The sequence below is a fragment of the Curtobacterium sp. AC268 genome, assembly GCF_979258745.1.
The window spans coordinates 3,584,872-3,608,889 of sequence record NZ_OZ409878.1 but is presented as its reverse complement, the minus strand read 5'-3'; the positions used below and the strand labels follow the sequence as shown (position 1 = coordinate 3,608,889).

Here is a 24,018-nt window from a genome sequence, read left to right as displayed (position 1 = left end):
TAAAATTGCGATCCAACGTCACCACACCAACCCGAAGGCTGATCATGGATGACGCGAATCAAAGATGCTCGCGTCCACTGTGTAGTTCTCAACATACGATCGGCACCAGCACTCCCCCACCACAACGGTAGGTTCACCCTGGCCCGACGAAGGACCCGTAGGCCCAACCCCCACCACCACTCACGTGACGACAGGAAGCCTGGTCCCTCAGGACCCAACAACGTGCACCAGCCAGTCACTCCACCCCCGACCCGTCCCAACCCTGCAAGCAGAGCGTACTGAGGTCGGAAGCATCACTCCCAACTGCACTGTCAATGTTCCACCCATGAGCTACCCGTCGGACACGTTCGGTCCGAATCAGGCGCCTGGACACCGCAAGCGATGCCAGATGCTCCTTAGAAAGGAGGTGATCCAGCCGCACCTTCCGGTACGGCTACCTTGTTACGACTTAGTCCTAATCACCGATCCCACCTTCGACGGCTCCTTCCACAAGGGTTAGGCCACCGGCTTCGGGTGTTACCGACTTTCATGACTTGACGGGCGGTGTGTACAAGGCCCGGGAACGTATTCACCGCAGCGTTGCTGATCTGCGATTACTAGCGACTCCGACTTCATGAGGTCGAGTTGCAGACCTCAATCCGAACTGAGACCGGCTTTTTGGGATTCGCTCCACCTTACGGTATCGCAGCCCTTTGTACCGGCCATTGTAGCATGCGTGAAGCCCAAGACATAAGGGGCATGATGATTTGACGTCATCCCCACCTTCCTCCGAGTTGACCCCGGCAGTCTCCTATGAGTCCCCGGCATAACCCGCTGGCAACATAGAACGAGGGTTGCGCTCGTTGCGGGACTTAACCCAACATCTCACGACACGAGCTGACGACAACCATGCACCACCTGTACACCGACCACAAGGGGGCGACCATCTCTGGCCGTTTCCGGTGTATGTCAAGCCTTGGTAAGGTTCTTCGCGTTGCATCGAATTAATCCGCATGCTCCGCCGCTTGTGCGGGCCCCCGTCAATTCCTTTGAGTTTTAGCCTTGCGGCCGTACTCCCCAGGCGGGGCGCTTAATGCGTTAGCTACGACACAGAAACCGTGGAAAGGTCCCTACATCTAGCGCCCAACGTTTACGGCATGGACTACCAGGGTATCTAATCCTGTTCGCTCCCCATGCTTTCGCTCCTCAGCGTCAGTTACGGCCCAGAGATCTGCCTTCGCCATCGGTGTTCCTCCTGATATCTGCGCATTCCACCGCTACACCAGGAATTCCAATCTCCCCTACCGCACTCTAGTCTGCCCGTACCCACTGCAAGCCCGAGGTTGAGCCTCGGGATTTCACAGCAGACGCGACAAACCGCCTACGAGCTCTTTACGCCCAATAATTCCGGACAACGCTTGCACCCTACGTATTACCGCGGCTGCTGGCACGTAGTTAGCCGGTGCTTTTTCTGCAGGTACCGTCACTTTCGCTTCTTCCCTACTAAAAGAGGTTTACAACCCGAAGGCCGTCATCCCTCACGCGGCGTTGCTGCATCAGGCTTTCGCCCATTGTGCAATATTCCCCACTGCTGCCTCCCGTAGGAGTCTGGGCCGTGTCTCAGTCCCAGTGTGGCCGGTCACCCTCTCAGGCCGGCTACCCGTCGTCGCCTTGGTGAGCCATTACCTCACCAACAAGCTGATAGGCCGCGAGTCCATCCCCAACCAAAAAATCTTTCCACCACCAGACCATGCGGCCAGTGATCATATCCAGTATTAGACGTCGTTTCCAACGCTTATCCCAGAGTCAGGGGCAGGTTACTCACGTGTTACTCACCCGTTCGCCACTAATCCACCCAGCAAGCTGGGCATCATCGTTCGACTTGCATGTGTTAAGCACGCCGCCAGCGTTCGTCCTGAGCCAGGATCAAACTCTCCGTAAAAAAATACAGACCCAACACCCGAAGGCATCAGACCGAGTTGATTCTGACTGTTGACTGTCTACTGACAATCTTCAATCCAAAAGGAATTGCTTCATGACCCGGTCAGCAAGCCGACCAGGCACGAGGTCAATCAATAAATTGGCATTGACAATGTGCACGCTGTTGAGTTCTCAAGGACCAGACGCACTCCCCGCTCGACCCATCACAGGTTCCGCCAGAGAGGCATTCGTCTTGTTCCACCGTCAGACACGTCGAATCACTTCGACTTCTTCGGGGGATGTTGCCTGAGCGGGACCCCGTCCGGACTGCGCATCCAGGGCTTGCACCCTGTGACCGTCTCGGCCGTTCCGTTCTCCGCCTCAGCGGCAACGAGTGATTACTTTACACACGCCCCGGGGGCCCTGCCAACCGTCGTCCCTCCCGGGCGTGTCGCAGTCGGGTGAACGGCACGTGTCCCCCGATTTTCCGGGGATCGACGGGGTGGGCGCGACCCCGGGAACGACGGAAGGCACGGTGCGAACCCGCACCGTGCCTCCCGAACGAACGAACCGGACCGACCTACTCGGCCGCTGCCAACTGCCCGCATGCCCCGTCGATCTCCTTGCCGCGGGTGTCGCGCAGGGTCGTCGGGATGCCGGCGGCGTTGAGTCGGCGGACGAACTCGTCCTGCACGTGCACCTCGGACGAGGTCCACACGGAGCCCGGCGTCGGGTTGAGCGGGATCGGGTTGACGTGCACCCAGCCCTTGCCGCGCTTGTTGAGCTTCTCGGCGAGCAGGTCGGCTCGCCAGGCGTGGTCGTTCATGTCCTTGATGAGCGCGTACTCGATCGAGACACGACGGCCGGTCTTGACGTAGTAGTTGTGGGCGGCGTCGATCGCCTCGTCGGCCTTCCAACGCGAGTTCACCGGGATGAGCTCGTCGCGGAGCTCGTCATCGGGTGCGTGCAGGGACAGCGCGAAGGTGAGCGGGATCCCTTCGTCCGCGAGCTTGATCATCGCCGGCACCAGGCCGACGGTCGACACCGTGATGCCGCGGGCACTCATGCCGAGACCGTTCGGCTGCGGTGCGACCATCAACCGCACGGCGTCCATCACCCGCTTGTAGTTCGCGAGCGGCTCCCCCATCCCCATGAACACGATGTTCGTCACGCGTTCGGCGTCGACGCGGTCGTAGCCGCCCTTGCGGGGATCGCCCCCGAGCTCACCGGCGGCGATCGCGGCGTTGGCTCGGACGATCTGCTCGATGATCTCGGCGGTGGACATGTTGCGGGTCAGCCCCGCCTGGCCGGTGGCGCAGAACGGGCAGTTCATGCCGCACCCGGCCTGGGACGAGACGCACAGGGTGATGCGGCCCGGGTAGCGCATGAGGACCGACTCGACCAGGGCGCCGTCGTGCAGCTTCCAGAGGAACTTGATCGTGTCGCCGTTGTCCGTCGCCAGCCGCCGGGTCTCGGTGAGGAGCGGCGGCAGCATCCCGGCGACGAGCTGCTCCCGCTGGGCGGCGGGCAGGTCGGTCATCTTGGCCGGGTCGGACGTGTAGTGCTGGAAGTAGTGGGTCGCGAGCTGCTTGGCGCGGAACCCGGGCAGGCCGAGTTCCTTCACGCGGGCCTCGCGTTCCTCGGCCGTCAGGTCGGCCAGGTGCACGGGCGGCTTGCCACGCTTCGGGGACGCGAACTGCAGCAGCGGGCGACCGTCGGTGTCGGTGGCCTGCTTCCAGCCCTCGGTGCGCGGACGCACCTGCGGACGAGCAGACTGCTGCTGTTCGAACGGGGTGCGGGTGTCGGAAGCCATCACTCCAGGATACGGGAGGCCCGTGATCGGTGGGGACGCCCCGTCCGGGTGGTCCTGCTGGTCACCACCACGGCTGCACCACCGCTGGTCGGCTCAGCTGCCGGCGGGCAGGACGCGCGCGAAGTGGTGCGCCGCCGAGTACATCGGGACGATGTCGACGACCTCGTCCGGGTGCGGTGCCTGCAGGACCAGCCCCTGGCCGAGGTACAGGCCGACGTGGTCCTCGTCGTCGTACACGACGAGGTCGCCCGGCAGTGCCTCGGACTCGGGGATCGTGGTGGCGACGGCGTCCTGCGTCGGCACGTAGTGCACGAGCTGGATCCCCACCGCCTGGTAGGCGACCATCGTGAGCCCGGAGCAGTCGATGCCCTCGTGGCTCGCGCCGCCCTCGACGTACGGGTCCCCCATGTACTGCAGGGCGGTCTGCACGATCGTGGCCCGGTCGCCCCCGGCCGAGAGTGCGGCGGACAACGCGGACTGTGCCTGCGCGGTCGTCACCCCGAAGCGGAGGTCGAGCGTCGGGTAGGACACGATCGTCGTCGTGGTGGTCATGCCGTCGGTGGAGACCACGGGGACCTGGACGTCGTGCGCCACCGTGAAGGTCTGGGCGTTCTGTGCCGTGGTCGTGCCGGAACGGGTGTCCGCGGGCAGGGTGTCGGCGTTCGCGGGCAGGGCGAGCGTCAGGCTCGAGGTCACCGCGATCGCGGGGGCGAGCAGGATGGCCGCGCGCTTCGCGTTGGCGGAACGGCGGATGTGCCGCGGGTCGACGGCGCGCTCGGCACGCAGGGTGGCGGTCCGGCTCAGCACCGCGCTGCCGGCCGACGACGCGACGGGGGCGGGACGCGGCTGCATCCGCACGGTCCGGGCCGGCTTCGGGTGCTCGACGAAGGTGGAGCGGGCGGCCGCGGGGCCGAGGGCCGAGCGGCGACCACGGGGACGGGACTGCTGCGTGTCCGGCGTCAGCGGCGCGGGGTCGACCGCGGGGTGCGTGTGCGTTCGCGCGGGCTGACGGTCGTCGGCTGCTGCAGGCAGGGCGTGGCGTCCCATGGGTCCTTCCGGGTCGGGACCACTCGGCGGTCCGGAAAGTAACGTATTGGTCACGACGGTGCCCGCGGCTGGGCAGCGCCGGAGTGTTCCTGCAGCTGGTCACAGGAACGAGCACCGCTCGCAGGCCACTCCGACGGCGCGCACGGGCGTTCCGGAGCCGGCCCGCGGCGGTGGACCCGGGTTCAGACCGGCGTGACCCGCATGACGGCGGCGATCCGGGCCTCCCGGTCGGCCGCCAGGCGGTCGAGGCGAGCCGACAGTGCGACGACCGAGGCGTCCACCGGGCTGTCCCCCGAGATGTCCCCCGGGATCGGGACCCCGGCGCGGACCGCGAGTGGCAGCACGCCCGCCCAGACGGTGTGGTCCTCACCGTCCGCCGGGTCCTCGCCGACTCCGTGGGCTCGGACCTTGACGCTCGCGCGGTCGAGGGGCAGCTGGAGGACCTGGGTGGCGCGGACCTCCTTCGCGGTCATCTCGCGCACCTCGGCCCGGCGGCCAGGCATGAGGTGGTCGGCCACCTGCCAGAGGGCTTCGGTGCGCAGGTCGGTCGGCACCACGGTGGCGCGGCCGGCGACCATCGCGCTGCGGTAGTTCGCCGAACTGTCGTTGGTGGAGCGTGCGAAGACGAGACCGTCCAGGTGGGTGACGGTGGCGGCGACCGGCACGCCCTCCGCCCCGGCGTCGAGGAACAGCCCACCACCGGTCGAGCCGTGCAGCAGCAGGACCGGGCCGTCGCCGAGGTCCCCGACGGCGCAGAGGAACGGCAGGACGACGGGCTGGCCACCGCGGACGATGCCGACGTGGGCGACGTGGGCCTCGGCGAGGATCGCGTGCAGGACGGCGGGGTCGTCGGACTGGCGGTCGCGCAGGCGGCGGACGCGGAGCGAAGGGCCGTCGGTGGGCGGTTCCGGTTCGGGGCTCGAGGTGGTCATGTCGTCACGCTAGGGTCGCCAGTGGTCCGGTGCCTGGACCAGATCGGGGCGATCACGGTGGACCAGTCGAGCAAGGTGTCCGGTGTGGTGGCACGGGTGCGCGGGATGGTGCACGACGGCACCCTGCGCGAGGGCGATCCGCTGCCGTCGACGCGGGCGCTGGCGGCGGAGCTCGGGGTGGCCCGGGGAACCGTCGTCGCGGCGTACGAGCAGCTCGACGGCGAGGGGTACCTGCGGACGCGGCACGGTGCCCTCGCACGGGTCGCGGCGGACCTGCACGGTCGGACCACGGGTGCGCCGTCGGCCGTCGGGACGGACACCGCCGGTTCCGGCGCGGTCGGCGTCGAGGCCGCTCCGCCGTCCGCTCCGCTCATCGACTGCCGTCCGGGCATCCCCGCCGTCACCGCCATCCCGCAGCGGGACTGGCGGGCAGCCTGGCGCGCAGCGGCCTCGGCCCCGCTCCGGAACGCGATCGCGGACCCGCTCGGCTCCCTCGACCTGCGGGCACAGGTCGTCGCCCAGCTCGGCCTGACCCGCGGGTTCGCGGCGACGATCGACCGGGTGCTCGTGACCGCGGGGACCTCGGAAGCGCTGTCGCTCGTCACCGAGGCGCTGCGGGGGCTGCTGGGTCGCGCTCCCGTCGTCGCCGTCGAGGACCCCGGCTACCGCACCGGACACCGTGCGATCACGAGCGCTGGTGGATCCCTGGTGGGCGTCCCGGTCGGCGAGGACGGCCTCGACCTCGACGCGCTCGAGGCCGCCGGACCGGTCGACGCCGTCCTGGTCAGCCCGACGCACCAGTACCCGCTCGGGTCGGTGATGCCCGTCGCCCGGCGCCGGCGGCTGCTCACCTGGGCCGCCACCACCGGCACCGTGGTGGTGGAGGACGACTACGACTCCGAGTTCCGGCACCGTGGCGCTCCCGTGCCCGCACTGGCCGCGCTCGACGCCGAGGGCGTGGTGCTGCACGTCGGCGGCTTCTCGAAGACGCTCGACCCCCGGCTGCGCTGCGCGTACGTCGTGCTGCCGACGGTCGCAGCGACGGGTTCCCCGGTGACGGAGGCGGTGCTCGCCGCTCGTCGGGCTCGTGGCGCGGTCGTCGCCGAACCGGTGCAGGCCGCGCTCGTGCAGCTGCTGCGGACGGGTGGGCTGCGGCGGCACCTGGGTCGGGTGCGTCGCGACTACACGCACCGCCGGGCCCGGATCGCGGCTCGGCTCGGCGACGTCGGTGGCCTGGAGGCCCGTGCCCTGAACGGCGGACTGCACGCGGTGGTCACGTGGTCGGGTCCGACCACGGGGGCACAGATCGCGCGTCTGCTGGCGGACGCCGGGGTGCTCGTCGCGACGCTCGAGGAGTACGGGCTCGCGCCGGGCAGCACGCCGCCGGGCATCGTGTTCGGCTACGGCGCCGTGACGATGCCGGAGCTCGACCGCGCGCTCGACGCGCTCGTGACGGCGGTCACGGGACCCTGATCAGGGTCGTCAGCCGCCGTACTGGGCGGTGCCCACGACGTTCGACCCGGCACCCCGGCACGCGGTGGTCAGGGTCCGCCCGACGAGTTCCCATTCGGGGGTCATCTCGAGCGCCGGCCCGGACTTCGGTGCGGGGTGCGCGTCGAGGTACTCGTGCGCGTAGTCGATCGCGTCGTCGAGCTCCTCGTCGCTGCTCGACAGGTGCTCGTAGCCGAAGCGTTCCGCCGCGATCAGTGCCTGGTACTGCGCCTCGGAGAGATCGCCCTGGCTTCGCCCGACCGTCGCGTTCAGCGAGATCGTCGTCAGCGCAGTGATCTGGCCGCAGATCGCCGCAGCACTCCGGTCTTCCTCCATCGGGTCCGTCGCGCCGCCCGCGGGCTGGGCGTCCGAGGTCTCCGAGGTCGGGGTCGGGGTCGACGTCGGCCGCGCCGCTGCGTCGGCGTCGGCCGAGCAGCCGGCGAGCGAGCCGGACACGAGGACCGCGCTCACGACGACCAGGGGCAGTGCGGACCGGAAGGAGACCATGGACGTCATCGTGACAGCACCCTCGTGCTGCTCGCGTCGTCGTGTCCCGATCGAGACCTGGTCGAGACCGGATCGTGAGCTTGCGTCAGCGGGACTCGGCGGTGCCGTTCTTCCGGGCGTTCACCAGGTCGGCCAGGGACGGCTCACCGGCGTCGCCGGGCAGTGCGTGTCCGCGGCGGGCGGCCTTGCGGACCTGTCGGTAGGTGGTGACGTGCAGGGGGTCCACACCGTCGGCGGACTCGTAGTTCGACGGGGCAGTGGTGGTGGGTGATTCGGTCATCGCGACGGACGGTACGCGTGCCGGGAGCCGCCGAACCGCGTGCTGCGTTCCGCGGCCAAACGTCGGGCGTGGGAGGGTCCGGCGCGGCGCACCGAGCCTCCGAGACGGGTCAGAGGCTCGTCATGCCGCCGTCGACGCGGAACTCCGCTCCGGTGGCGTAGGACGACTCCCCGCTGGCCAGGTAGACCATGATCCCGGTGACGTCGTCGGGGGTGCCCGGGCGGCCGAGGGGCGTGCGGGCGACGATCGCGGCTCGGGCCTCGGGGTCACCGGAGATCGCCGACACGAGGCCGGTCTCGGTGTAGCCCGGCACGACCGTGTTCACCCGGATGCCGTCCCGCGCGTAGGCCATCGCGGTCGCCCGGACGAGTGCGTGGATGCCGCCCTTGGTCGAGGAGTACGCCGCGAAGTCGGCGCCCTCGCCGTTCAGGCCGGTCGGCGACCCCGTGGCGATGACCGACCCGCCGGCGCCGCTCGCGAGCATCGCCCGGACGGCGTGCTTGATCGTCAGGAACGTGCCGGTGAGGTTGACCGCGACCGTGAGGTCCCAGGTCTCCAGCGACAGGTCGGCGACCTTCGCGTCGTGGCCGAACAGCTGCACACCGGCGTTCGCGACCACCACGTCGGGGCTCGCACCACGGTCGGTCAGTCCGGCGAACCCCGCGGCCACGCTCGCCTCGTCGGCGATGTCCATGGTCAGGCCGATCGCGGTCGGGCCGGCTGCGGCGGCGGCACCGGCGGCCGCATCGGTGTCGCGGTCGGCGTAGACGACGGTGGCCCCCTCGGCCACGAAGCGGTCGGCGATCGCGCGGCCGATGCCGGACCCCGCTCCCGTGACGAGTGCGGTCCGGCCGTCGAGTCGTGCGGTCATGTGGGACTCCGTCCTCGGAGCAGCGCTGCTCCGTCGCCCCCATCATTGCCCAACCGGTTGACCGGTGCTAGGCATGCACCATGACTGCGACGTCGAACGACGAGATCGTGTCCGTCGGGCCCTGGCGTCTGGCCCTGCGCGGAGCCGAACTCGCCGACGTCACGTTCCGGGGCACGCTCGTCCTGCGCGCCGTCCGGTTCGTCGTCCGCGACCACGACTGGCGCACCGCCGACGACACCGTGCTGACACGCACGGTGGACGGTGACGACGGGTGGATCCGCCTCGAGATCAGCGCACGGTACGACGGCGTCGAGGCCGTCCGCACCGTCCTCGAGGTCACACTCGACGACGACACCCTGCAGGTCGCCGCGGTCGCGACGGTCCCACGGGCCTTCCGCCGCAACCGCATCGGGCTCGTCGTCCTGCACCCGCCGACCCTGGCCGGGCAGCCACTGACGGTGCGGCACCCGTCCGGTGGCAGCACCGCGACGGCGTTCCCGTTCTGGATCGCGCCGCACCAACCGGCCGTCGACGTCGCCGGACTCGACTGGGCTGCGGGTCCGGTCGCACTGGCGCTCGACCTGACCGGCGACGTGTTCGAGACCGAGGACCAGCGGAACTGGACCGACGCCTCGTTCAAGACGTACTCGACGCCGCTCGCCGAGCCGTTCCCGGTCGCGATCACGCCGGGGACGACGGTCCGGCAGGGGCTCACCCTGCGTGCGACGGCGGGCGGTCCAGCAGGTGGTCCGGGCACCCGGCCGGGAGGCGCGGCCTCCCCCGCCCCGGACCTCGCGGCGCTCGACGGGCCGGCTCCCGGTGCCGTGGTCACGACGCCGCCGACGCTCCAGCTGCTCGCGGGTTCGGCACCGGTCGCTGCGCGCCCGGACGACGCCGACCTGCTCCGCGGGTTCCCGATCCTGGTCGAGCCGACCCTCGGGGCCCCGGGCGTCGAGGCGGTGCTCGCCTCGGCCCGGCGGGACGCGGGTGGCGCTCCCCTGGACGTCCGGTTCGTCACCGACGACCCGGTGCTGCTGCGCGCGGCGATCGACGCGGTGCTCGAGGGCGGGCCGGTGGCACGCGTCGGGGCGTTCGACCCGGTGTCGCACGTGACGACGCCGGCGCTGCAGCGGGCACTGCGCGAAGCGGTGGCGGCGGTCGGCGCACTGGAGGTCGTCGCCGGTACCCGGGCCCACTTCACCGAGCTGAACCGCTCGATCGCGGTGTTCTCGGGCTGGGACGGCCCCCTGACCTGCAGCGTGACGCCGCAGATGCACGACCGGTCGCCCGAACAGGTGACCGAGTCGATCCGGATGCAGCGCTGGGTGGTGAGCAGCGCCTCCAGGCTGGTCGCCGGCAGGGCGCTGCACGTCGGACCGGTGACGCTGCGGCCACGGTGGAACGCGGTGGCGACGGCGCCGACCCGGGTCGTGACGGACGCGACCGTGGAGCACGGGTACGGCCCGGAGACCGTTCCGGACGCGACCGACCCGGCGCAGCACACCCCGGCCGCCGCGCGGTGGTTCGCCGACACGGTGCGGGCGCTGACCGTGCCGGGCGTGGCCTCGATCACGCTGGCCGAGGCGTGGGGGCCGCGGGGGTTCGTGGCCGCCGACGGCACGGGGAACGCCCCGCCGGAAGGGGGTCGGCGGGGCGTTCCGGTCCGGGCGCGCTGACGGGTCGGCGCGGTGGTCGGTGGCGGTCCGGCTCAGCGCCGGACTGCGTCGATCTTGAGCATCTTCGCGATGACCGAGTCGAGCTCGCTGTCGTCGAAGACCTGCTTCCAGTCCTCCTTGATGAGCTTCTCGCGGCCGTAGCCCATCGCGATGTGGCAGGCGTCGGAGAACGGGTTCGAGCCGCGCAGGCCGTTGGTCAGCGCGATCCAGGTGTGGCCGTAGAGCATGGCGCGGGCGGCCTCGCGGGGCACGCCGACACCGGTGACCGTTTCCTCGAGGGCGTCGTTGAGGAAGTCGCCGATCATGCAGGCGATCGTCTCGACCAGGGTCGGCTCGAGCACGGCCAGCTGCTTCACCGTGACCCAGTGCACCTGGATGACGGGGGCGTACATCGTGGTGATGACGGCCTCGGCGACGGCCTTGGCGCGGTCGCCCTCGTCGCCGAGCGATTCCGAGGCGTCGAAGGCCGCGATGACCTCCTGCGGGGCGGCGATGCCACCGAAGGTGTCGTCCCACTCGGCCTTGGTGGTGCGCTCGAGGAACACCGACGGGTGGCACGGGTGCGCCACGGCGTAGTGGATGTCCTCGCGATTGGCGAGGAGACCCGCGTAGGCGGCGGCCGGGTCGAGCGTCAGGATGCTGGCGCCTGACTTCATGACGGGGACGAGCTGCTCCGAGATGGTGCCGAGCAGGACATCCGGGACGGCGAGGATGACGACGTCGGCGGCCTTCGCAGCGTCGAGGCTGTCGGTGATCTCGCGGCCGAGGGCCCGGATGCGCTCCTGGCCGGCGGGCGAGGCCTCGCTGTAGAGGGTGGTGTACTCGCTCTTCGCGAAGTTGTTCGAGACGCGGGTGCCCATCTTGCCGCCGGCACCGATCACGGCGACGGTGACGTCGGCCGTGCCGGATCCGGCAGCGACGGTGTGGGGGGTGGTGACGGTGTCGGTCATGATTCCTTGCTCCTGATGTACTCGATGGTGTGTTCGGTCCACGCCGCTTCGATGCGGGTGGTGGTCTGTGCGGGGGTCTCCCCCGGCAGCGGTTCGGCGCCCGCGTGCGCGTCCTGCCACGGCAGCCAGAACTCGATGACGCGGTTGATCCCCCGTGGGTCCGGCTCGACCGCGGCCCGGACGGCGGTGTAGTCGAGGATCCCGGTGCCCGTGCGGACGCCGGTGTACTGGAAGCCGACCCAGCCCGGTGAACGGGTGAAGGCGGCGTCCTTGACGTGCCAGTTGACGACGTGCGGGGCGGTCATCGCCACGACGTCCCCCGGGTGTTCGAGCCGGGCGACGGTGTTCGCCGGGTCGAGGCAGATGCCGAGGTTGTCGGAACCGATCGCCCGGACGACCGCGACGAGGTCGGCGGTGGCGACGACCTCGTAGGTCTCCAGCGCGAGGGTCACGCCCGCGCGCTCGTAGGCGGGGAGCGCCTGCCGCAGGCGTCGTTCGGTCTCGGCCGCGTCGGGTTGGTCGTCGCCGCTCGTCCACATGCTCCGCACGAGCGTTGCGCCGAGCTGCTGCGCGACGTGCAGGTACCGGGCGAGGTGCTCCGGCCGGGTGCCGCGGGTACCGACCTCGAGCGTGAGACCGAGTTGGACGGCCAGGGACCGGATCGAGGCCAGGCGCTCGTCGGTCGCGGTGTCGAGCGGCAGGTGGTCGCAGATCTGGAACAGGTCGACGCCGTCGTGCGACGCGGCGTCGCGCAGGGCGTCGTCGAGGGACATCGGCGACGGGACGCGGTCGGACATGCGCCAGAAGTAGGCGTAGGTGGAGAGACCGAGCAGGGAGGTCATGCCGGTGCTCCGTCCTGCGTCGCGGCCAGCGCCTCGGCTTCGTCGAGGATCGTGCGGATCGCCTCGGGGTCGTGGGCGAAGCGGCCGAGGAACAGGCCGCCGATGCGTCCGGCACCCCGGGTCAGCAGGCCCGGACCGGCACTGCCGCCGTAGATCGCGACGGAGCCGGCGAGCTCCGGCCGGGTCGCCAGGTGCTGCTCGATGCCGGCCAGGACCGCGACGATGTGCCCGTCGGGCGCGGGCTGCGGGGCACCGATCGCCCACACCGGCTCGTACGCGGCGATGAGCGGTCCGGCGATGCCGTCGGCGGTCGCGGTCGCCAGGAACCGGTCGAGCTGCGCGGTGACCTCGGCGATCGCGGCCGCGGGGTCGCCGTCGGCAGCGCGCTCGGTCTCGCCGATGCAGACCAGGGGCCGCAGGTGGTTGCGGTACGCCGCGTGCACCTTGCCGGCGATCTCGTCGTCCGTCTCGTGGAACAGTTCGCGTCGCTCGGCATGTGCGATCTCGACGAGGTCGACCCCGATCTCACGGAGTTCGGAGCCGGAGACCTCGCCGGTGAAGGCACCCTCGTCGGCCCAGGCGAGGTCCTGGGCACCGAGCAGCACCGGAGCGCCTGACCCGGTCAGGATCGCCCGGACGGGGACGAGCGACGGGAACGTCGGCACCACGAAGAGCTCGACCGCGCCGGACCGCACCGCCGGGTGGCTCCGGGCGATCTCGGCCACGGCGGCCGCCCACTCGAGCGTCCGGGCATGGCTGAAGTACATCTTGAGCGACACCCCGATCGTCACCGGGGCGGCCGCCGTGGTCGCGGGCATCAGGCGTCGGTCCCGACCGGGGCAGAGCCGTCGTAGGCACAGATCGCGTCGACCTTCTCGGCGCTCGCGCTCGTCCGGTCGAAGGTGTAGCCGAGCCACTCCTTCGCCATCCGGCGCGCGACCTCGACCCCGACGACGCGCTGGCCCATGCAGAGCACCTGGGCGTCGTTCGACAGGATCGAGCGCTCCACCGAGAACGAATCGTGCGCGGTCACGGCGCGGATGCCGGGGACCTTGTTCGCTGCGATCGCGACGCCGAGGCCGGTGCCGCAGATCAGGATCGCGCGGTCGGCCTCGCCGTTCGCCACCAGACGGGCGGCGTCGACGGCGACGTGCGGGTAGGCCGTGTGGCCGTCGGCGTCCACGCCCACGTCGACCACGGAGGCCACGCGGGGGTCGTTCGCCAGGTCGGCCTTGATGACCTCCTTGTAGTCGAAGCCGGCGTCGTCCGAACCGACGACGATGCGGAACTGCTGCTCACTCATGCGGGTGTGCCTTTCGTGGTGGTGGTCAGGCGGGGACGGCGATGGTCGCCAAGACCGCGGCGGTGATGAGCGCGAACGAGATCGCGCCGGCGTCCGGGGTGCCGACGGCGTCCTCGCCGTGGGTGCGGGCACGGCCCATCCGGGGCAACAGGTCGGCCGTGGCGTCCGCCGCGGTCTGTGCTGCGGCCGAGGCGGCCGACCAGGCGTCGACGAGTTCGTCGCCGGCGTCGACCCGGGCGGAGAAGACCTGGTCGAACGGCACGAGCGCGTCGACCATCGTCTTGTCGCCGGGGACCGCGCCGAAAGCCAGGACGGCTTCGGCGGCGGCGTGCACCGCGCTCTGGACGGTGGCGGGTGTCGGACGGGACTCGTCCCCGAGGACGCGACCCAGGGCCTCCAGGGCGGCACCCCAGATCGCACCGGACGTCCCACCGGCCTTGTCGGACCAGGCGTCGCCGGCGATCGCGAGGACCGAACCGGCGCCGGCACCACGGGCGGCGGCGTCCTGTGCCGCACGGTCGGCGGCGGTGGAGCCGCGCTGCATCCCGATGCCGTGGTCGCCGTCACCGGCGACGGCGTCGATGCGGCCGAGCTCGTCGGCGTGGTCGTCGATGGTGGCGCGGATCGCGGTGATCGCGGCCGCGACGCGGGCGGCCGAGGCCTGGGACTCCTCACTGCCGGGTGTGACGGGCACGACCACGCCGGCTTCGAGCACCTCGACCGGCACCGGCTGCTGCGGGACGGCGCCGCCCTTGCGGTACGCGGGGGCGTCGGCGGGGGCGGCCCAGAGTTCCTCGAGTTCGTCGTCGAGCCAGAACAGGGTGAGCGAGACGCCGGCCATGTCGAAGCTCGTGACGAGTTCGCCGACCTCAGGCTCGACGACGACGATGCCGGCGTCGGTGAGCTTCCGCTGGACGGCGCCGAAGACGACGAAGAGTTCCTCGTACTTGACCGAGCCGAGGCCGTTGAGGATCGGGACGACGCGGGGGCCGGCGGGTGCTGTTGCGGTTTCTGGTGCGGTGCCGTGTGTTGTGGTGCCGGTGCCGTCGGGTCGCTCGGTGAGGAGCTTGTCGACGAGCAGGTCGGCCAGGCCGTCCGCGGTGGGGACGTCGGCCTCGGCGATGCCGCGTTCGCCGTGGATGCCCATGCCGATGGCCATGCGCCCCTCGGGGACGGTGAAGAGCGGCTCGTCGGCGCCGGGCAGGGAGCAGCCCGAGAACGCGACGCCGAAGCTGCGGGTGCGGTCGTTGGCCCGGGTCGCGATCGCGGTGACCGCGTCGAGGTCGTCGCCGCGTTCCGCGGCCGCGCCCGCCACCTTGAACACGCAGAGGTCCCCCGCGATCCCGCGGCGCTTGTGTGCCTGGTCGGCGGGCGCGGACGCGACGTCGTCGGTCACGCGGACCGTGCGGACGTCGATGCCCTGCGCTTCGAGTGCCCGTGCCGCGGCGTCGAAGTTGAGGACGTCACCCGCGTAGTTGCCGTAGCTCAGCAGTACGCCGCCGCCGTGCTCGGACGCCCTCGCGACCGCGGTGACCTGCTGGGCACTCGGGCTGGCGAACAGGTTGCCCATCGCGGCACCGGCCGCCAGGCCGTGTCCGACGAGGCCACCGAAGGCCGGGTAGTGGCCGGAGCCACCGCCGACGACGAGCGCGACGGTGCCCTCGGGGCTGGTGGTGGAGCGGGCGACCCCGCCGTGCACCTTGCGCACCCGGGCGTGGTTGGCGGCGACGAAGCCGTCCACCATCTCGTCGGCGAAGTCCGCCGGGTCGTTGAACAGGCGGGTCATGCGCCGGCCTCCTTCGCGATCGCGGTCGGTCCGTCCGTGGCGGAGACCGCGGTGTCGGCTCCGGATGCCGCGGCGGCCGCTTCGTTGCGCTTGGTGTTCCGGCCGAGCACGAACATCAGCACGCTCGACAGCACCATGAAGAACCCGACGATGAACATCGGCACCTGGTACCCGCCGGTCCACTCGCTGACCGCACCCGTGATGTACGGGGCGGCGAACCCACCGAGGTTGCCGACGGTGTTGATGAGGGCGACCCCCGCGGCTGCGGCGGCACCGGTCAGGAACTGCGTCGGGACCGTCCAGAAGTTCGGCAGGGCCGCGAAGATCGCACACGCGGTGATCGCGATGACCGCGACGGTGGCGGCCGGGCTGTTCATGTAGAGCGCGACCGGGATGCTCAGGCCACCGACCAGGGCCGGGACGGCGATGTGCCAGACCCGGACGCCACGACGGAAGGCGTCACGCGACCAGAAGTACAAGACCACCGCGGCCGGCACGTACGGGATGGCCGTGATCAGGCCCTTCTGGAACAGGTCGAACGTGGTGCCGAACTGCTCCTGGAAGCCGTCGATGATCGTCGGCAGGAAGAAGCTGAGCGCGTAGAGGCCGTAGATGAAGCCGAAGTACACCGCGGCGAGCATCCAGACGCGGCCGGAGCCGAAGGCCGCCCGCAGGCCGCCCTTGCCGTGACCGTCCCCGCCGCCCTTCGCGGCGCTCTCGGCAGCGAGCGTCGTCTCCAGCCAGACCTTCTCGTCCTCGTCGAGCCACTTCGCCTGCGACGGCTTGTCCTTGAGGACGAAGAGGCACAGGACGCCGACGATGATCGCCGGGATCGAGACGCAGAGGAACATGAAGCGCCATCCGGCCAGGCCGCCCAGGATCCCCTCGTGGGTCATCAGCCAGCCCGCGAGCGGGGAACCGATGACGCTCGTGAGCGGCTGCGCCAGGTAGAAGAGCGCGAGCATCTTGCCGCGGTGACGGGCCGGGACCCAGGTCGACAGGAACAGGATCGCGCCGGGGAAGAAGCCGGCCTCGGCGATGCCGAGCAGGAAGCGCAGGCCGACGAGCTGCGGGTAGTTCTGCACCCACGTGAAGAGCAGGGACACGATGCCCCACGTGATCATGATGCGGGCGAGCCAGATCCGGGCGCCGAACTTGTGCAGCGCCAGGTTGGACGGCACCTCGAGCACGAGGTAGCCGATGAAGAACACACCGGACGCGAAGCCGAACTGGGCGGCGGTCAGGCCGAGGTCGGCCTCCATGCCGTTGGGGGCGGCGAAGGAGATCGCGGTGCGGTCGAGGAAGTTGATGAAGAACATCAGTGCCACGAACGGCACGATGCGGATCGCGATCTTGCGGATGGCCGTCTTCTCGACGACCGAGGTGGGGATGCCTCGCGTGGCGGGGATGTCCACGATGACTCCTGCTCGGTGGGGGTGGTACGACTCCCGTCCTGGCGGCTGCGCCGGGACGCTCCTGGCGGCTACGCCGGGACCTTCCGATCGGCTTTCGCCGGGACGCTCCGTGCTGCTGCGCGGATCGAGAGCGGGCGCATCGGTGCGCCTGATCCAGTGTGCGTCGCGGTCGGGCAACTTGTCAACCGGTTGACCATTTCGCGCGCTCGGCGCTGCTTGTTGCACGGTGTCGGTGGCCACGGCGCTGCCCCCGCCGCAACCGGTTGACCGACCGGTACGCTCACTGCATGCCCGCGTTCAGCCCGGACGACCCCCTCAACATCCGACTCGAACTCGAGTCCGTGCCCGTCGGGTCCCCCGCCTCGGTGGTCGCCCGACAGCTCGTCTCGCTGCTCACCGCCGGCGAACTGGCCCCCGGCTCACGGCTGCCCTCGGAGCGGATACTGTCCGAGCGGCTCGGCGTCGGACGCTCGGCCGTCCGTGAGGCCCTCGCCGCCCTCGAGATCCTGGGCATCGTGCAGATCCGCCCCGGTTCGGGCACCTACCTGCGCGGAGGCACCTCGGACCTGCTCCCGACGACCCTGTCGTGGGGTCTCATGCTCGCGTCGAACCGCACCCGCGAGCTGCTCGAGATCCGGTCCTCACTGGAGCGCACGGCCGCGATCCTCGCCGCGCAGCGCGCCACCGACGAGCAGATCACCGAGCTCGGCGAGTACCTGGTCCGGCAAGAGGCGACGCTCGACGACCCGCAGGCCTTCATCGACGCCGACGTCCGGTTCCACGTCCTGCTGGCGCGGGCGTCGGGCAACGACGTGCTCGCCGACCTGCTGCAGAGCCTGCGCTCGATGCTGAGCGTCTGGGTCGCGCGGCGCGTGCAGACCCGGCAGGCGACCGAGGCCGCCTTCCACGAGCACCGCGCCGTCTTCGAGGCGTTGCGTGCCCGCGACGTGCCAGCCGTGCAGCGCGCGATGGACGCGCACATGGCCACGGCGAGCGCACGCATCGAGCACGCCGAGCCGCTGCCCGCCGACGAGTAGCGGGCGCGCGCGGTCGCTCGCTCGCTCGCTCGTTTCGCTCGCTTCGTGAGCAGGAATGGTCGGGTTCGTCGAGCCGACCCGACACCTTCTGCTCACGATCGGGGCGGACGGGAGGCCCGGCGTGTGCCCGCCTCGCACGGTGCGGTGTTGCCGGGTCGGCAACACCGCTTGGGTCCGGCCCGGCACGTGCGCTGGAGTAGCTGCATGCACACCCACCACGACGGCTCCGCCGCCGGATCTGCCACCGATGCCACTGCCGCGCCCTCCGCCCGGGACTGGTGGGAGGCCCGCTACGCCGAGCGCGACGGCATCTGGTCCGGCCGGGTGAACGCCGTGCTCGCCTCGGTGACGTGGGGATTTCCGGTGGGGCGGGCGCTCGACCTCGGCTGCGGTGAGGGCGGCGACGTGGTGTGGCTCGCCGAGCAGGGCTGGGACGTGACGGGCATCGACCTGTCCGTGACGGCGCTCCGGCGTGGTTCGCGGGCTGCCGTCGCCACCGGAGTCCAGGAGCGGACGGCGTTCGTCGCCGCGGACCTCGGCCGGTGGGACACCGCCGCGCGGTTCGACCTGGTGACGGCGTCGTTCCTGCAGTCGTGGCCGGTGGAGATCCCCCGAGCCGACATCCTGCGTCGGGCCGCCGGCTTCGTCGACGTCGGTGGGCACCTGCTCGTCACCGCACACGCCGCTCCCCCGCACGACGACCTGCCGCCCGAGCTGCGGGAGTACCGGTTCCCTGCGCCGGCCGACGACCTCGCCGCCCTGCAGCTCGACGACCGGTGGGAGGTCCTGGTCGCCGAGGTCCGGCCGCGCACCGCGACGACGCCCGAGGGTGATCCACACGAGGTGCTCGACAGCGTCGTGCTCGCCCGGCTGATGCGCGGGTAGCGTCGGTGGCGTGAGCACCGACGACGGCATCCGCGCACTCGTCGTGGACGGTGTCGAGGTCGCCGTCGAAGGCAGCGGCGCCGGCACGATCGCCACGTCGTCCCCTCGGCCGTACCTGCACCCGGTCCGGACCCTCGGCGGCACCGTCGTCAGCGCGCACCACCCCGGCGACCACGACTGGCACTGCGGTGTCGGCGTCGCGATCCCGGACGTCGACGGCGTGAACTGCTGGGGCGGCCGGACCTACGTCGAGGGGCTCGGCTACGTGTGGCGCGACGACCATGGCTCGGTCGATGTCGTGCACGCGGAGCAGCACGACACGATGTCCGCCGAGGCACTCGTCTGGCGGGGTCCGGACCGCACGGTGGTCCTGCGCGAGGACCGCACCCTCGGCTGGCGCGCGGTCACCAGCGGGTGGGAACTGTCCTGGTCGTCGTCGTTCCGCACCCCGGGTGACACTCCGGTGCACCTCGGGGGCCCGGGCAGCAACGGCCGGACCGGAGCCGGCTACGGCGGCTTCTTCTGGCGGTTCCCCGAGTGCACGGGGGTCGCCGTCCGGACCGCCGACGCCGAGGGCGAGACCGCCGTGCACGGCTCGGTCACACCCTGGATCACCTGGTCGGCGGTGTTCGACGGCGTTCCGGCGACGATCCGGATCGAGGCCGTCGACCACCACGACCCCTGGTTCGTCCGCGCCGAGGAGTACCCCGCCATCGGCTCGGCGCTGGCGTGGGACACCCCCGCCGTCGTGCAGCCCGGCGAACCGCTGGTCCGCTCGTTCCGCGCGACGATCACCGACGGCGCTACGCTCGCTGGATGAGCACAGGGGACTGGGAGTCACGCGTCGCGGCGCTGTGGGACGACGAGACGATCGACGACCAGCAGCGGATCGAGCGGATGCGCGACCTCGCCGCCGACGCTCCGCACGCAGCGCTCGGCGCGTTCGAGCTCGGGGGTGCCTTCGACTCAGGCGGACACGAGGCCGATGCCGACGTGCAGTACGCCGCCGCGACCGCAGCCGGCCTGGACTCCGTCGACCCGGACCGAGCCGCCCGGATGGTCGTCCAGCACGCCTCGACCCTGCGGAACCTCGGCCGGATCGACGCGGCCATCGCGATGCTCCGCGACGCGCCGGAGCACCCTGCCACCGGGGCGGCACCGCGGGTGTTCCTCGCGCTCGCCCTGCACAGCGCGGGACGCTCCGCCGAGGCGCTGCGCGTCGCGATCGAGGCCGTCGAGCCGACGCTCCCGCGGTACCACCGGTCCGTCCGTGCCTACGCGGCGGCCCTCACCGAGGACTGACGCGCCTCAGGCGATCGCGACCTCACCCCGTGCGAGCAGTGCACGGGCCCGACCGGCGTCGGCAGCCGGTGGTCGGCCGTGCAGCGCGCGGTAGTCACGCGAGAAGTGCGAGGCGCTCCGGTACCCCACCGCCGCCGCAGCCTGGGCGGCGGTGTCGCCGAGCACGATCATCCGCCGCCGGGCCTCCCCCAGACGCAGCCGCCGCAGGTACTGCACGGGGCTCATGCCGGTGACCTGCCGGAAGCGTGCGAACAGTGTCGACTCGCTCGTCCGGACCGCCGCGGCCAGGCCCGCCACCGACCACGGGTCCGCCAGCCGTTCAGTGAGCAGGGCGGTTGCCGCGGCGACGACGTCGCCGTCCCGGTTGCCGATCGCGGCCAGGATGCGCGGTGCCTGGTCCGTCTGCAGCAGCCGGAGCACCACCTCGCGGGTGACGAGCGGGGCGAGGACGGCCATGTCCTCCGGAGCATCGAGCAGTCCGACGAGTCGGGCGAACGCGTCCGCCAGGGGCGGGGTCCAGCTGCCGAGTCGTGCCGGCGGCGCCTCGTCCTGGTGCGGGCGGGACATCGCCGTCGCGACCTCGGCCACCACCGCGGGGTCGAGCTGCCAGACGACCGCGACGAACCCCGCGGGTGGTTCGACCTCGACCACCCCGGCGATCACGGGCAGGTCGACGGGCGTGATGATCAAGCGTTCGCGACCCCAGAGCTGGTCGTCGTCCCCCACTATCGAGCGCTTCCGTCCGGCGAGCACCACCGACACCGACGGCGTGTAGCGCTGGTACCCGAGGTCGGTCGGACGGTTCACCCGGGCCAGGCGGAGGCCGAGCCGTCCGGCGCGCTCCGTGTCGTCGAGGTGGGCGAGGACGCTCTGCAGCGCACGGTCCAGCCGGTCCGAGGTGACGTCGTCCATGTGCCCATTCTGTCGAGGCATCCGACGCGAGGAGTGCCCGTGCGGGATCCGGCAAGCACTCCGGAGTCCTGGGCAATCACCGCCGGGCCCGTCGGACCGAGCATCGGAGCATGCAGACCAACGAAGCACTCCTCGACTCCCTGACCACCGACGACCGACTGGCGGGCCGCACCGCGCTGGTGACCGGCGCCTCGAGCGGCATCGGCGAAGCCGTCGCCCGTGTCCTCGCCGCCTCCGGCGCCACCGTCGCAGTGGCGGGCCGCGACCCGGAGCGCACGCAGGCCGTGGTGGACACCATCACCGCGTCCGGAGGCACCGCCGTGGCCGTGATCGGCGACCTGAACACCCACCCCGACGCGGTCCGTGACCTCGCCGCCCGCGCCACCGAGGCCCTCGGCGGCCGGGTCGACGTCCTCGTCAACAACGCCGGCGTCTACCCGGTCGGCCCCACCGCGCTGCTCGCCGACGACGACGCCGAAGCCCTCTGGGCCACGAACGTCCGCGCGCCGCACGTGCTGGTCGGAGCGCTGGCCCCTGCGATGGTCGAACGCGGATCGGGCGTCGTCGTGAACATCGGCTCGTGGATGTCCCGCGTCGGCGTCCCGTTCACGGCGCTCTACCCGGCGACGAAGGCCGCGGTCGAGCAGCTGACCCGCGCCTGGGCAGCCGAGCTCGGACCGCGCGGCGTCCGGGTGTCGACCGTGTCGGCCGGGGCCACCGCGACACCGGGCAACGCGGACTCGCACGACGTCCTCGCGCAGATGACGGCGGGCACCCCCGCCGGAGCACCCGTCCGCCCCGTCGACGTCGCCTTCGCCGTGCGCTGGGTGGCCTCCGACGAGGCGACCTTCGTTCACGGCGCCACGATCGACGTGGACGGCGGCCTGGCCGCGACCCGCCTCGGCTGAGCGCGCCCCGCGCGAGCGGGCGGAACACCCGGGTCGGCACGCGGAGGCACCCCGACATTTCGCCCGCTCGGCAGCCCCAAACGTCGCGGGAGAACCCCCACCACCACGAACGGGCGGAACACCCGGGTCGACACACGGACGCACCCCGGCATTCCGCCCGCTCGGCAGCGCCAGCCGACGCGCACGAACCCCCACCACCACGAACGGGCGGAACACCCGGGTCGGCACGCGGAGGCACCCGGGCATTTCGCCCGCTCGGCAGCGCCGACCGACGCCACTGAACCCCCACCACCACGAACGGGCGGAACACCCGGGTCGGCACACGGACGCACCCGGGCATTTCGCCCGCTCGGCGGGAGTCGGTCAGCCGGGCATCGGATCCGCGAGTGGTCATGACGCACCGCTGGCAGGTGGTCGAGCGGTCACGGACCGTCGCGCGGGAGCGCGCCAGGCGACGGATCGTGACCGCTCGCCGGACTGCGTCGGCGCGGGAGCGCGCCGGGCGACGGATGGTGACCGCTCGGCGGACGGCGTGGGCGCGGCGGTGGGCGCGACCACCACGCGGTCGGGAGGCGCGGTGCGGGCTGGCACCGGGCCTCCCGTCAGGCGGTGTGGTCGCCGACCACCCGTGGGACCGGCAGCGAGTCGCTGGTCGTCCGCAGGGACTCCTGGCGGATCTCGAGCTGCGAGACGGCGAGCGCCGCCAGGTCGCGGAGGTTCGCGAGGTCGTCCTCGGTGGCCTGCCGCGGGCGGGTGTCGAGGACGGCGAGGGTCCCGATCGGTGCGCCGTCGTGCTTCACGAGCGGGACGCTGACGTAGAAGCGGATGCCGAGCGGGCCGGTGACCAGGGGGCTGTTCCGCATCTCGGGGTGCGCGGAGCCGTCCGGGATCACGACGGGGACGGGGACCGGGGCGAAGCCGTTGCGGAAGCTGATGCTGCGGGCTGCCTCGTCGATGCCCTCGGCGATGTACGACTGGGACCACTCGCGGTCCTCGTCGAGGACCTCGACCAGGGCGATCGGTGCGTCGAAGAGCCGTGCGGCCATCGCCGTGGTGCGCTGCAGCGACTCGTCGGGCAGGCTGTCGAGGGTCGCCGGGCGGTCCGTCTCGGGGCGCGTCGGTACCTGGGCCGTCTCGTCGGTCGGCTCGACCACGTGGTCGCTCGTGGCGGTCTCCGCGATCACGACGTCACGGAGCATCGTGACCAGCTCGGCGCCGAGCGGACGGGCCGCGGGGTCCTGCGCGGTCATGGCACGGAGCAGGTGCTTCCAGTGCTCGGGCAGGGGTTCGGGGACCACGGGGTCGCGGGACAGCCGGGCGACGGCCGACTCGACGAGCGAGCCCGGGAACTCGCGGCGGCGGGTGAAGCACTGCAGCAGCACGAGGCCGAGCGAGTACACGTCACTGGGCGGACCGACCTCGCCGCCGCGCGCCTGCTCCGGGCTGAGGTACGCGGCGGTGCCGGTGGTCACACCGTCGGCGGTGAGGCGTTCGACGCCGGCGGCGAGCGCGATGCCGAAGTCGGTCAGGCGAGCTCGTGCCCGGTCGGAACCGTTGCCGTAGTCGACGAGCAGGATGTTCGACGGCTTGATGTCGCGGTGCACGACGCCGTGGGCGTGGATGTAGTCGAGGGCCTCGGCCATGTCGTAGCCGATCTCGGCGATGTGCCGCGAGGCGAGCGGGCCGACGGCCAGGCGCTCCTCGAGGTCCTGCCCGACGACGAGCGACATCACGATGTAGCGCTGCTGCGTGCCGTCCTGCCCGGTGACGACACCGGCGTCGAGCAGGCTGACGAGGTTGTGGTGCTCGAGCGAGGCCAGCACGCCGAGTTCGGCCTCCTGCCGGGCGATGTCGACGATGCCCGCGTGGAAGAGCTTGATCGCGACCGGGCGGTGCAGGCTCTCGTCCACACCCCGGTAGACGACGGACATGCCGCCCTGGCCGATCGCTTGCTCCACGCGGTACCGACCGTCGAGCAGCGGCGCGCTCGCGTCGTGTTCTTCCGTCGGGATCATCCAACCCTCGTTCTCGGCTCCGGCACCAACGATGCATCTTCGCATCCCGACGGGTATCTCGTTGACGGGCGACGTTTCGCGGCTGAACGGGGCCGTGCGGCGGCGCGGCCGTGCGGCGCGGCCGTGCGGCGGCGGCGCCGTGCGGCT

General features: G+C 71.3%; 21 protein-coding genes and 1 rRNA gene. 7 read left to right on the top strand and 15 right to left on the bottom strand.

Annotated features, from left to right (window positions below; all coding sequences use genetic code 11):
- Window positions 1–399: 399 nt before the first annotated feature.
- From ACZZ9K_RS17145 to ACZZ9K_RS17130, 4 genes are all read right to left on the bottom strand, one after another.
- Window positions 400–1,921: ribosomal RNA gene (locus tag ACZZ9K_RS17145) — 16S ribosomal RNA — on the bottom strand.
- A 558-nt stretch (window positions 1,922–2,479) separates the two neighbouring features.
- A complete protein-coding gene (gene rlmN, locus ACZZ9K_RS17140; protein WP_463444688.1) occupies window positions 2,480–3,712 on the bottom strand; it encodes a dual-specificity RNA methyltransferase RlmN in 1,233 nt (410 codons plus the stop codon).
- Between the two features lie 93 nt (window positions 3,713–3,805).
- Window positions 3,806–4,759, bottom strand: coding sequence for a C40 family peptidase (locus tag ACZZ9K_RS17135; protein ID WP_463444687.1), 954 nt, complete (start codon window positions 4,757–4,759; stop codon window positions 3,806–3,808).
- A 182-nt stretch (window positions 4,760–4,941) separates the two neighbouring features.
- Window positions 4,942–5,691: a pyridoxamine 5'-phosphate oxidase family protein gene (locus tag ACZZ9K_RS17130; RefSeq protein WP_463444686.1), complete on the bottom strand. Its 750-nt coding sequence runs from the start codon at window positions 5,689–5,691 to the stop codon at window positions 4,942–4,944.
- 21 nt (window positions 5,692–5,712) lie between these two features.
- Between ACZZ9K_RS17130 and pdxR the strand changes: the two genes are divergently transcribed.
- A complete protein-coding gene (gene pdxR / locus ACZZ9K_RS17125) occupies window positions 5,713–7,164 on the top strand; it encodes a MocR-like pyridoxine biosynthesis transcription factor PdxR (RefSeq protein WP_463444685.1) in 1,452 nt (483 codons plus the stop codon).
- Window positions 7,165–7,173: 9 nt separating this feature from the next.
- Here the strand turns inward: pdxR and ACZZ9K_RS17120 are convergent, their stop codons facing one another.
- The 3 genes from ACZZ9K_RS17120 to ACZZ9K_RS17110 form a co-directional block, all read right to left on the bottom strand.
- On the bottom strand, window positions 7,174–7,689 hold the full coding sequence (locus tag ACZZ9K_RS17120) for a hypothetical protein (protein ID WP_463444684.1): 516 nt from the start codon (window positions 7,687–7,689) through the stop codon (window positions 7,174–7,176).
- An 85-nt stretch (window positions 7,690–7,774) separates the two neighbouring features.
- The gene (locus ACZZ9K_RS17115) at window positions 7,775–7,969 is read right to left on the bottom strand and encodes a hypothetical protein (protein ID WP_071246336.1); all 195 of its coding nucleotides are present in this window, start codon (window positions 7,967–7,969) and stop codon (window positions 7,775–7,777) included.
- Between the two features lie 109 nt (window positions 7,970–8,078).
- Window positions 8,079–8,840, bottom strand: coding sequence for an SDR family NAD(P)-dependent oxidoreductase (locus tag ACZZ9K_RS17110; RefSeq protein WP_463444683.1), 762 nt, complete (start codon window positions 8,838–8,840; stop codon window positions 8,079–8,081).
- 80 nt (window positions 8,841–8,920) lie between these two features.
- Between ACZZ9K_RS17110 and ACZZ9K_RS17105 the strand changes: the two genes are divergently transcribed.
- The gene (locus ACZZ9K_RS17105) at window positions 8,921–10,516 is read left to right on the top strand and encodes a hypothetical protein (RefSeq protein ID WP_463444682.1); all 1,596 of its coding nucleotides are present in this window, start codon (window positions 8,921–8,923) and stop codon (window positions 10,514–10,516) included.
- Window positions 10,517–10,548: 32 nt separating this feature from the next.
- Here ACZZ9K_RS17105 and ACZZ9K_RS17100 read toward each other — a convergent pair whose 3' ends face one another.
- From ACZZ9K_RS17100 to ACZZ9K_RS17075, 6 genes are read right to left on the bottom strand one after another with little or no spacing between them, the layout of a single operon-like run.
- Window positions 10,549–11,466, bottom strand: coding sequence for a phosphogluconate dehydrogenase C-terminal domain-containing protein (locus ACZZ9K_RS17100; RefSeq protein ID WP_463444681.1), 918 nt, complete (start codon window positions 11,464–11,466; stop codon window positions 10,549–10,551).
- Window positions 11,463–12,308, bottom strand: a complete 846-nt coding sequence (locus ACZZ9K_RS17095; RefSeq protein WP_463444680.1) for a sugar phosphate isomerase/epimerase family protein — start codon at window positions 12,306–12,308, stop codon at window positions 11,463–11,465. Before ACZZ9K_RS17095 ends, ACZZ9K_RS17100 begins: the two co-directional genes overlap by 4 nt.
- Complete coding sequence (locus tag ACZZ9K_RS17090) at window positions 12,305–13,126, bottom strand: triose-phosphate isomerase family protein (RefSeq protein ID WP_463444679.1); 822 nt, start codon at window positions 13,124–13,126, stop codon at window positions 12,305–12,307. The genes ACZZ9K_RS17095 and ACZZ9K_RS17090 overlap by 4 nt, the downstream gene beginning before the upstream one ends.
- Entirely contained in the window at window positions 13,126–13,611 is a 486-nt protein-coding gene (locus tag ACZZ9K_RS17085) for a ribose-5-phosphate isomerase (RefSeq protein ID WP_138802987.1), read from the bottom strand. Before ACZZ9K_RS17085 ends, ACZZ9K_RS17090 begins: the two co-directional genes overlap by 1 nt.
- 25 nt (window positions 13,612–13,636) lie before the next feature.
- A complete protein-coding gene (locus ACZZ9K_RS17080) occupies window positions 13,637–15,397 on the bottom strand; it encodes a dihydroxyacetone kinase family protein (RefSeq protein ID WP_463444678.1) in 1,761 nt (586 codons plus the stop codon).
- The gene (locus ACZZ9K_RS17075) at window positions 15,394–16,812 is read right to left on the bottom strand and encodes an MFS transporter (RefSeq protein WP_463444677.1); all 1,419 of its coding nucleotides are present in this window, start codon (window positions 16,810–16,812) and stop codon (window positions 15,394–15,396) included. Before ACZZ9K_RS17075 ends, ACZZ9K_RS17080 begins: the two co-directional genes overlap by 4 nt.
- Window positions 16,813–17,099: 287 nt before the next feature.
- On the opposite strand from ACZZ9K_RS17075, the gene ACZZ9K_RS17070 reads away from it, so the two are divergent.
- The 4 genes from ACZZ9K_RS17070 to ACZZ9K_RS17055 all read left to right on the top strand — a co-directional run bounded on the left by ACZZ9K_RS17070 (window position 17,100) and on the right by ACZZ9K_RS17055 (window position 20,036).
- On the top strand, window positions 17,100–17,849 hold the full coding sequence (locus ACZZ9K_RS17070) for a FadR/GntR family transcriptional regulator (protein WP_111093734.1): 750 nt from the start codon (window positions 17,100–17,102) through the stop codon (window positions 17,847–17,849).
- Window positions 17,850–18,053: 204 nt separating this feature from the next.
- Entirely contained in the window at window positions 18,054–18,734 is a 681-nt protein-coding gene (locus ACZZ9K_RS17065) for a class I SAM-dependent methyltransferase (RefSeq protein ID WP_138802984.1), read from the top strand.
- Window positions 18,735–18,744: 10 nt separating this feature from the next.
- The gene (locus ACZZ9K_RS17060; protein WP_463444676.1) at window positions 18,745–19,554 is read left to right on the top strand and encodes a DUF6807 domain-containing protein; all 810 of its coding nucleotides are present in this window, start codon (window positions 18,745–18,747) and stop codon (window positions 19,552–19,554) included.
- The gene (locus ACZZ9K_RS17055) at window positions 19,551–20,036 is read left to right on the top strand and encodes a tetratricopeptide repeat protein (protein ID WP_071246354.1); all 486 of its coding nucleotides are present in this window, start codon (window positions 19,551–19,553) and stop codon (window positions 20,034–20,036) included. Before ACZZ9K_RS17060 ends, ACZZ9K_RS17055 begins: the two co-directional genes overlap by 4 nt.
- Before the next feature lie 6 nt (window positions 20,037–20,042).
- Here the strand turns inward: ACZZ9K_RS17055 and ACZZ9K_RS17050 are convergent, their stop codons facing one another.
- Complete coding sequence (locus ACZZ9K_RS17050; RefSeq protein ID WP_463444675.1) at window positions 20,043–20,948, bottom strand: AraC family transcriptional regulator; 906 nt, start codon at window positions 20,946–20,948, stop codon at window positions 20,043–20,045.
- 110 nt (window positions 20,949–21,058) lie between these two features.
- Here ACZZ9K_RS17050 and ACZZ9K_RS17045 point away from each other — a divergent pair, with 110 nt between their 5' ends.
- Window positions 21,059–21,856, top strand: coding sequence for an SDR family NAD(P)-dependent oxidoreductase (locus tag ACZZ9K_RS17045; protein ID WP_463444674.1), 798 nt, complete (start codon window positions 21,059–21,061; stop codon window positions 21,854–21,856).
- Window positions 21,857–22,458: 602 nt separating this feature from the next.
- Here ACZZ9K_RS17045 and ACZZ9K_RS17040 read toward each other — a convergent pair.
- Window positions 22,459–23,871, bottom strand: a complete 1,413-nt coding sequence (locus tag ACZZ9K_RS17040; protein WP_185974150.1) for a protein kinase domain-containing protein — start codon at window positions 23,869–23,871, stop codon at window positions 22,459–22,461.
- Window positions 23,872–24,018: the final 147 nt, after the last annotated feature.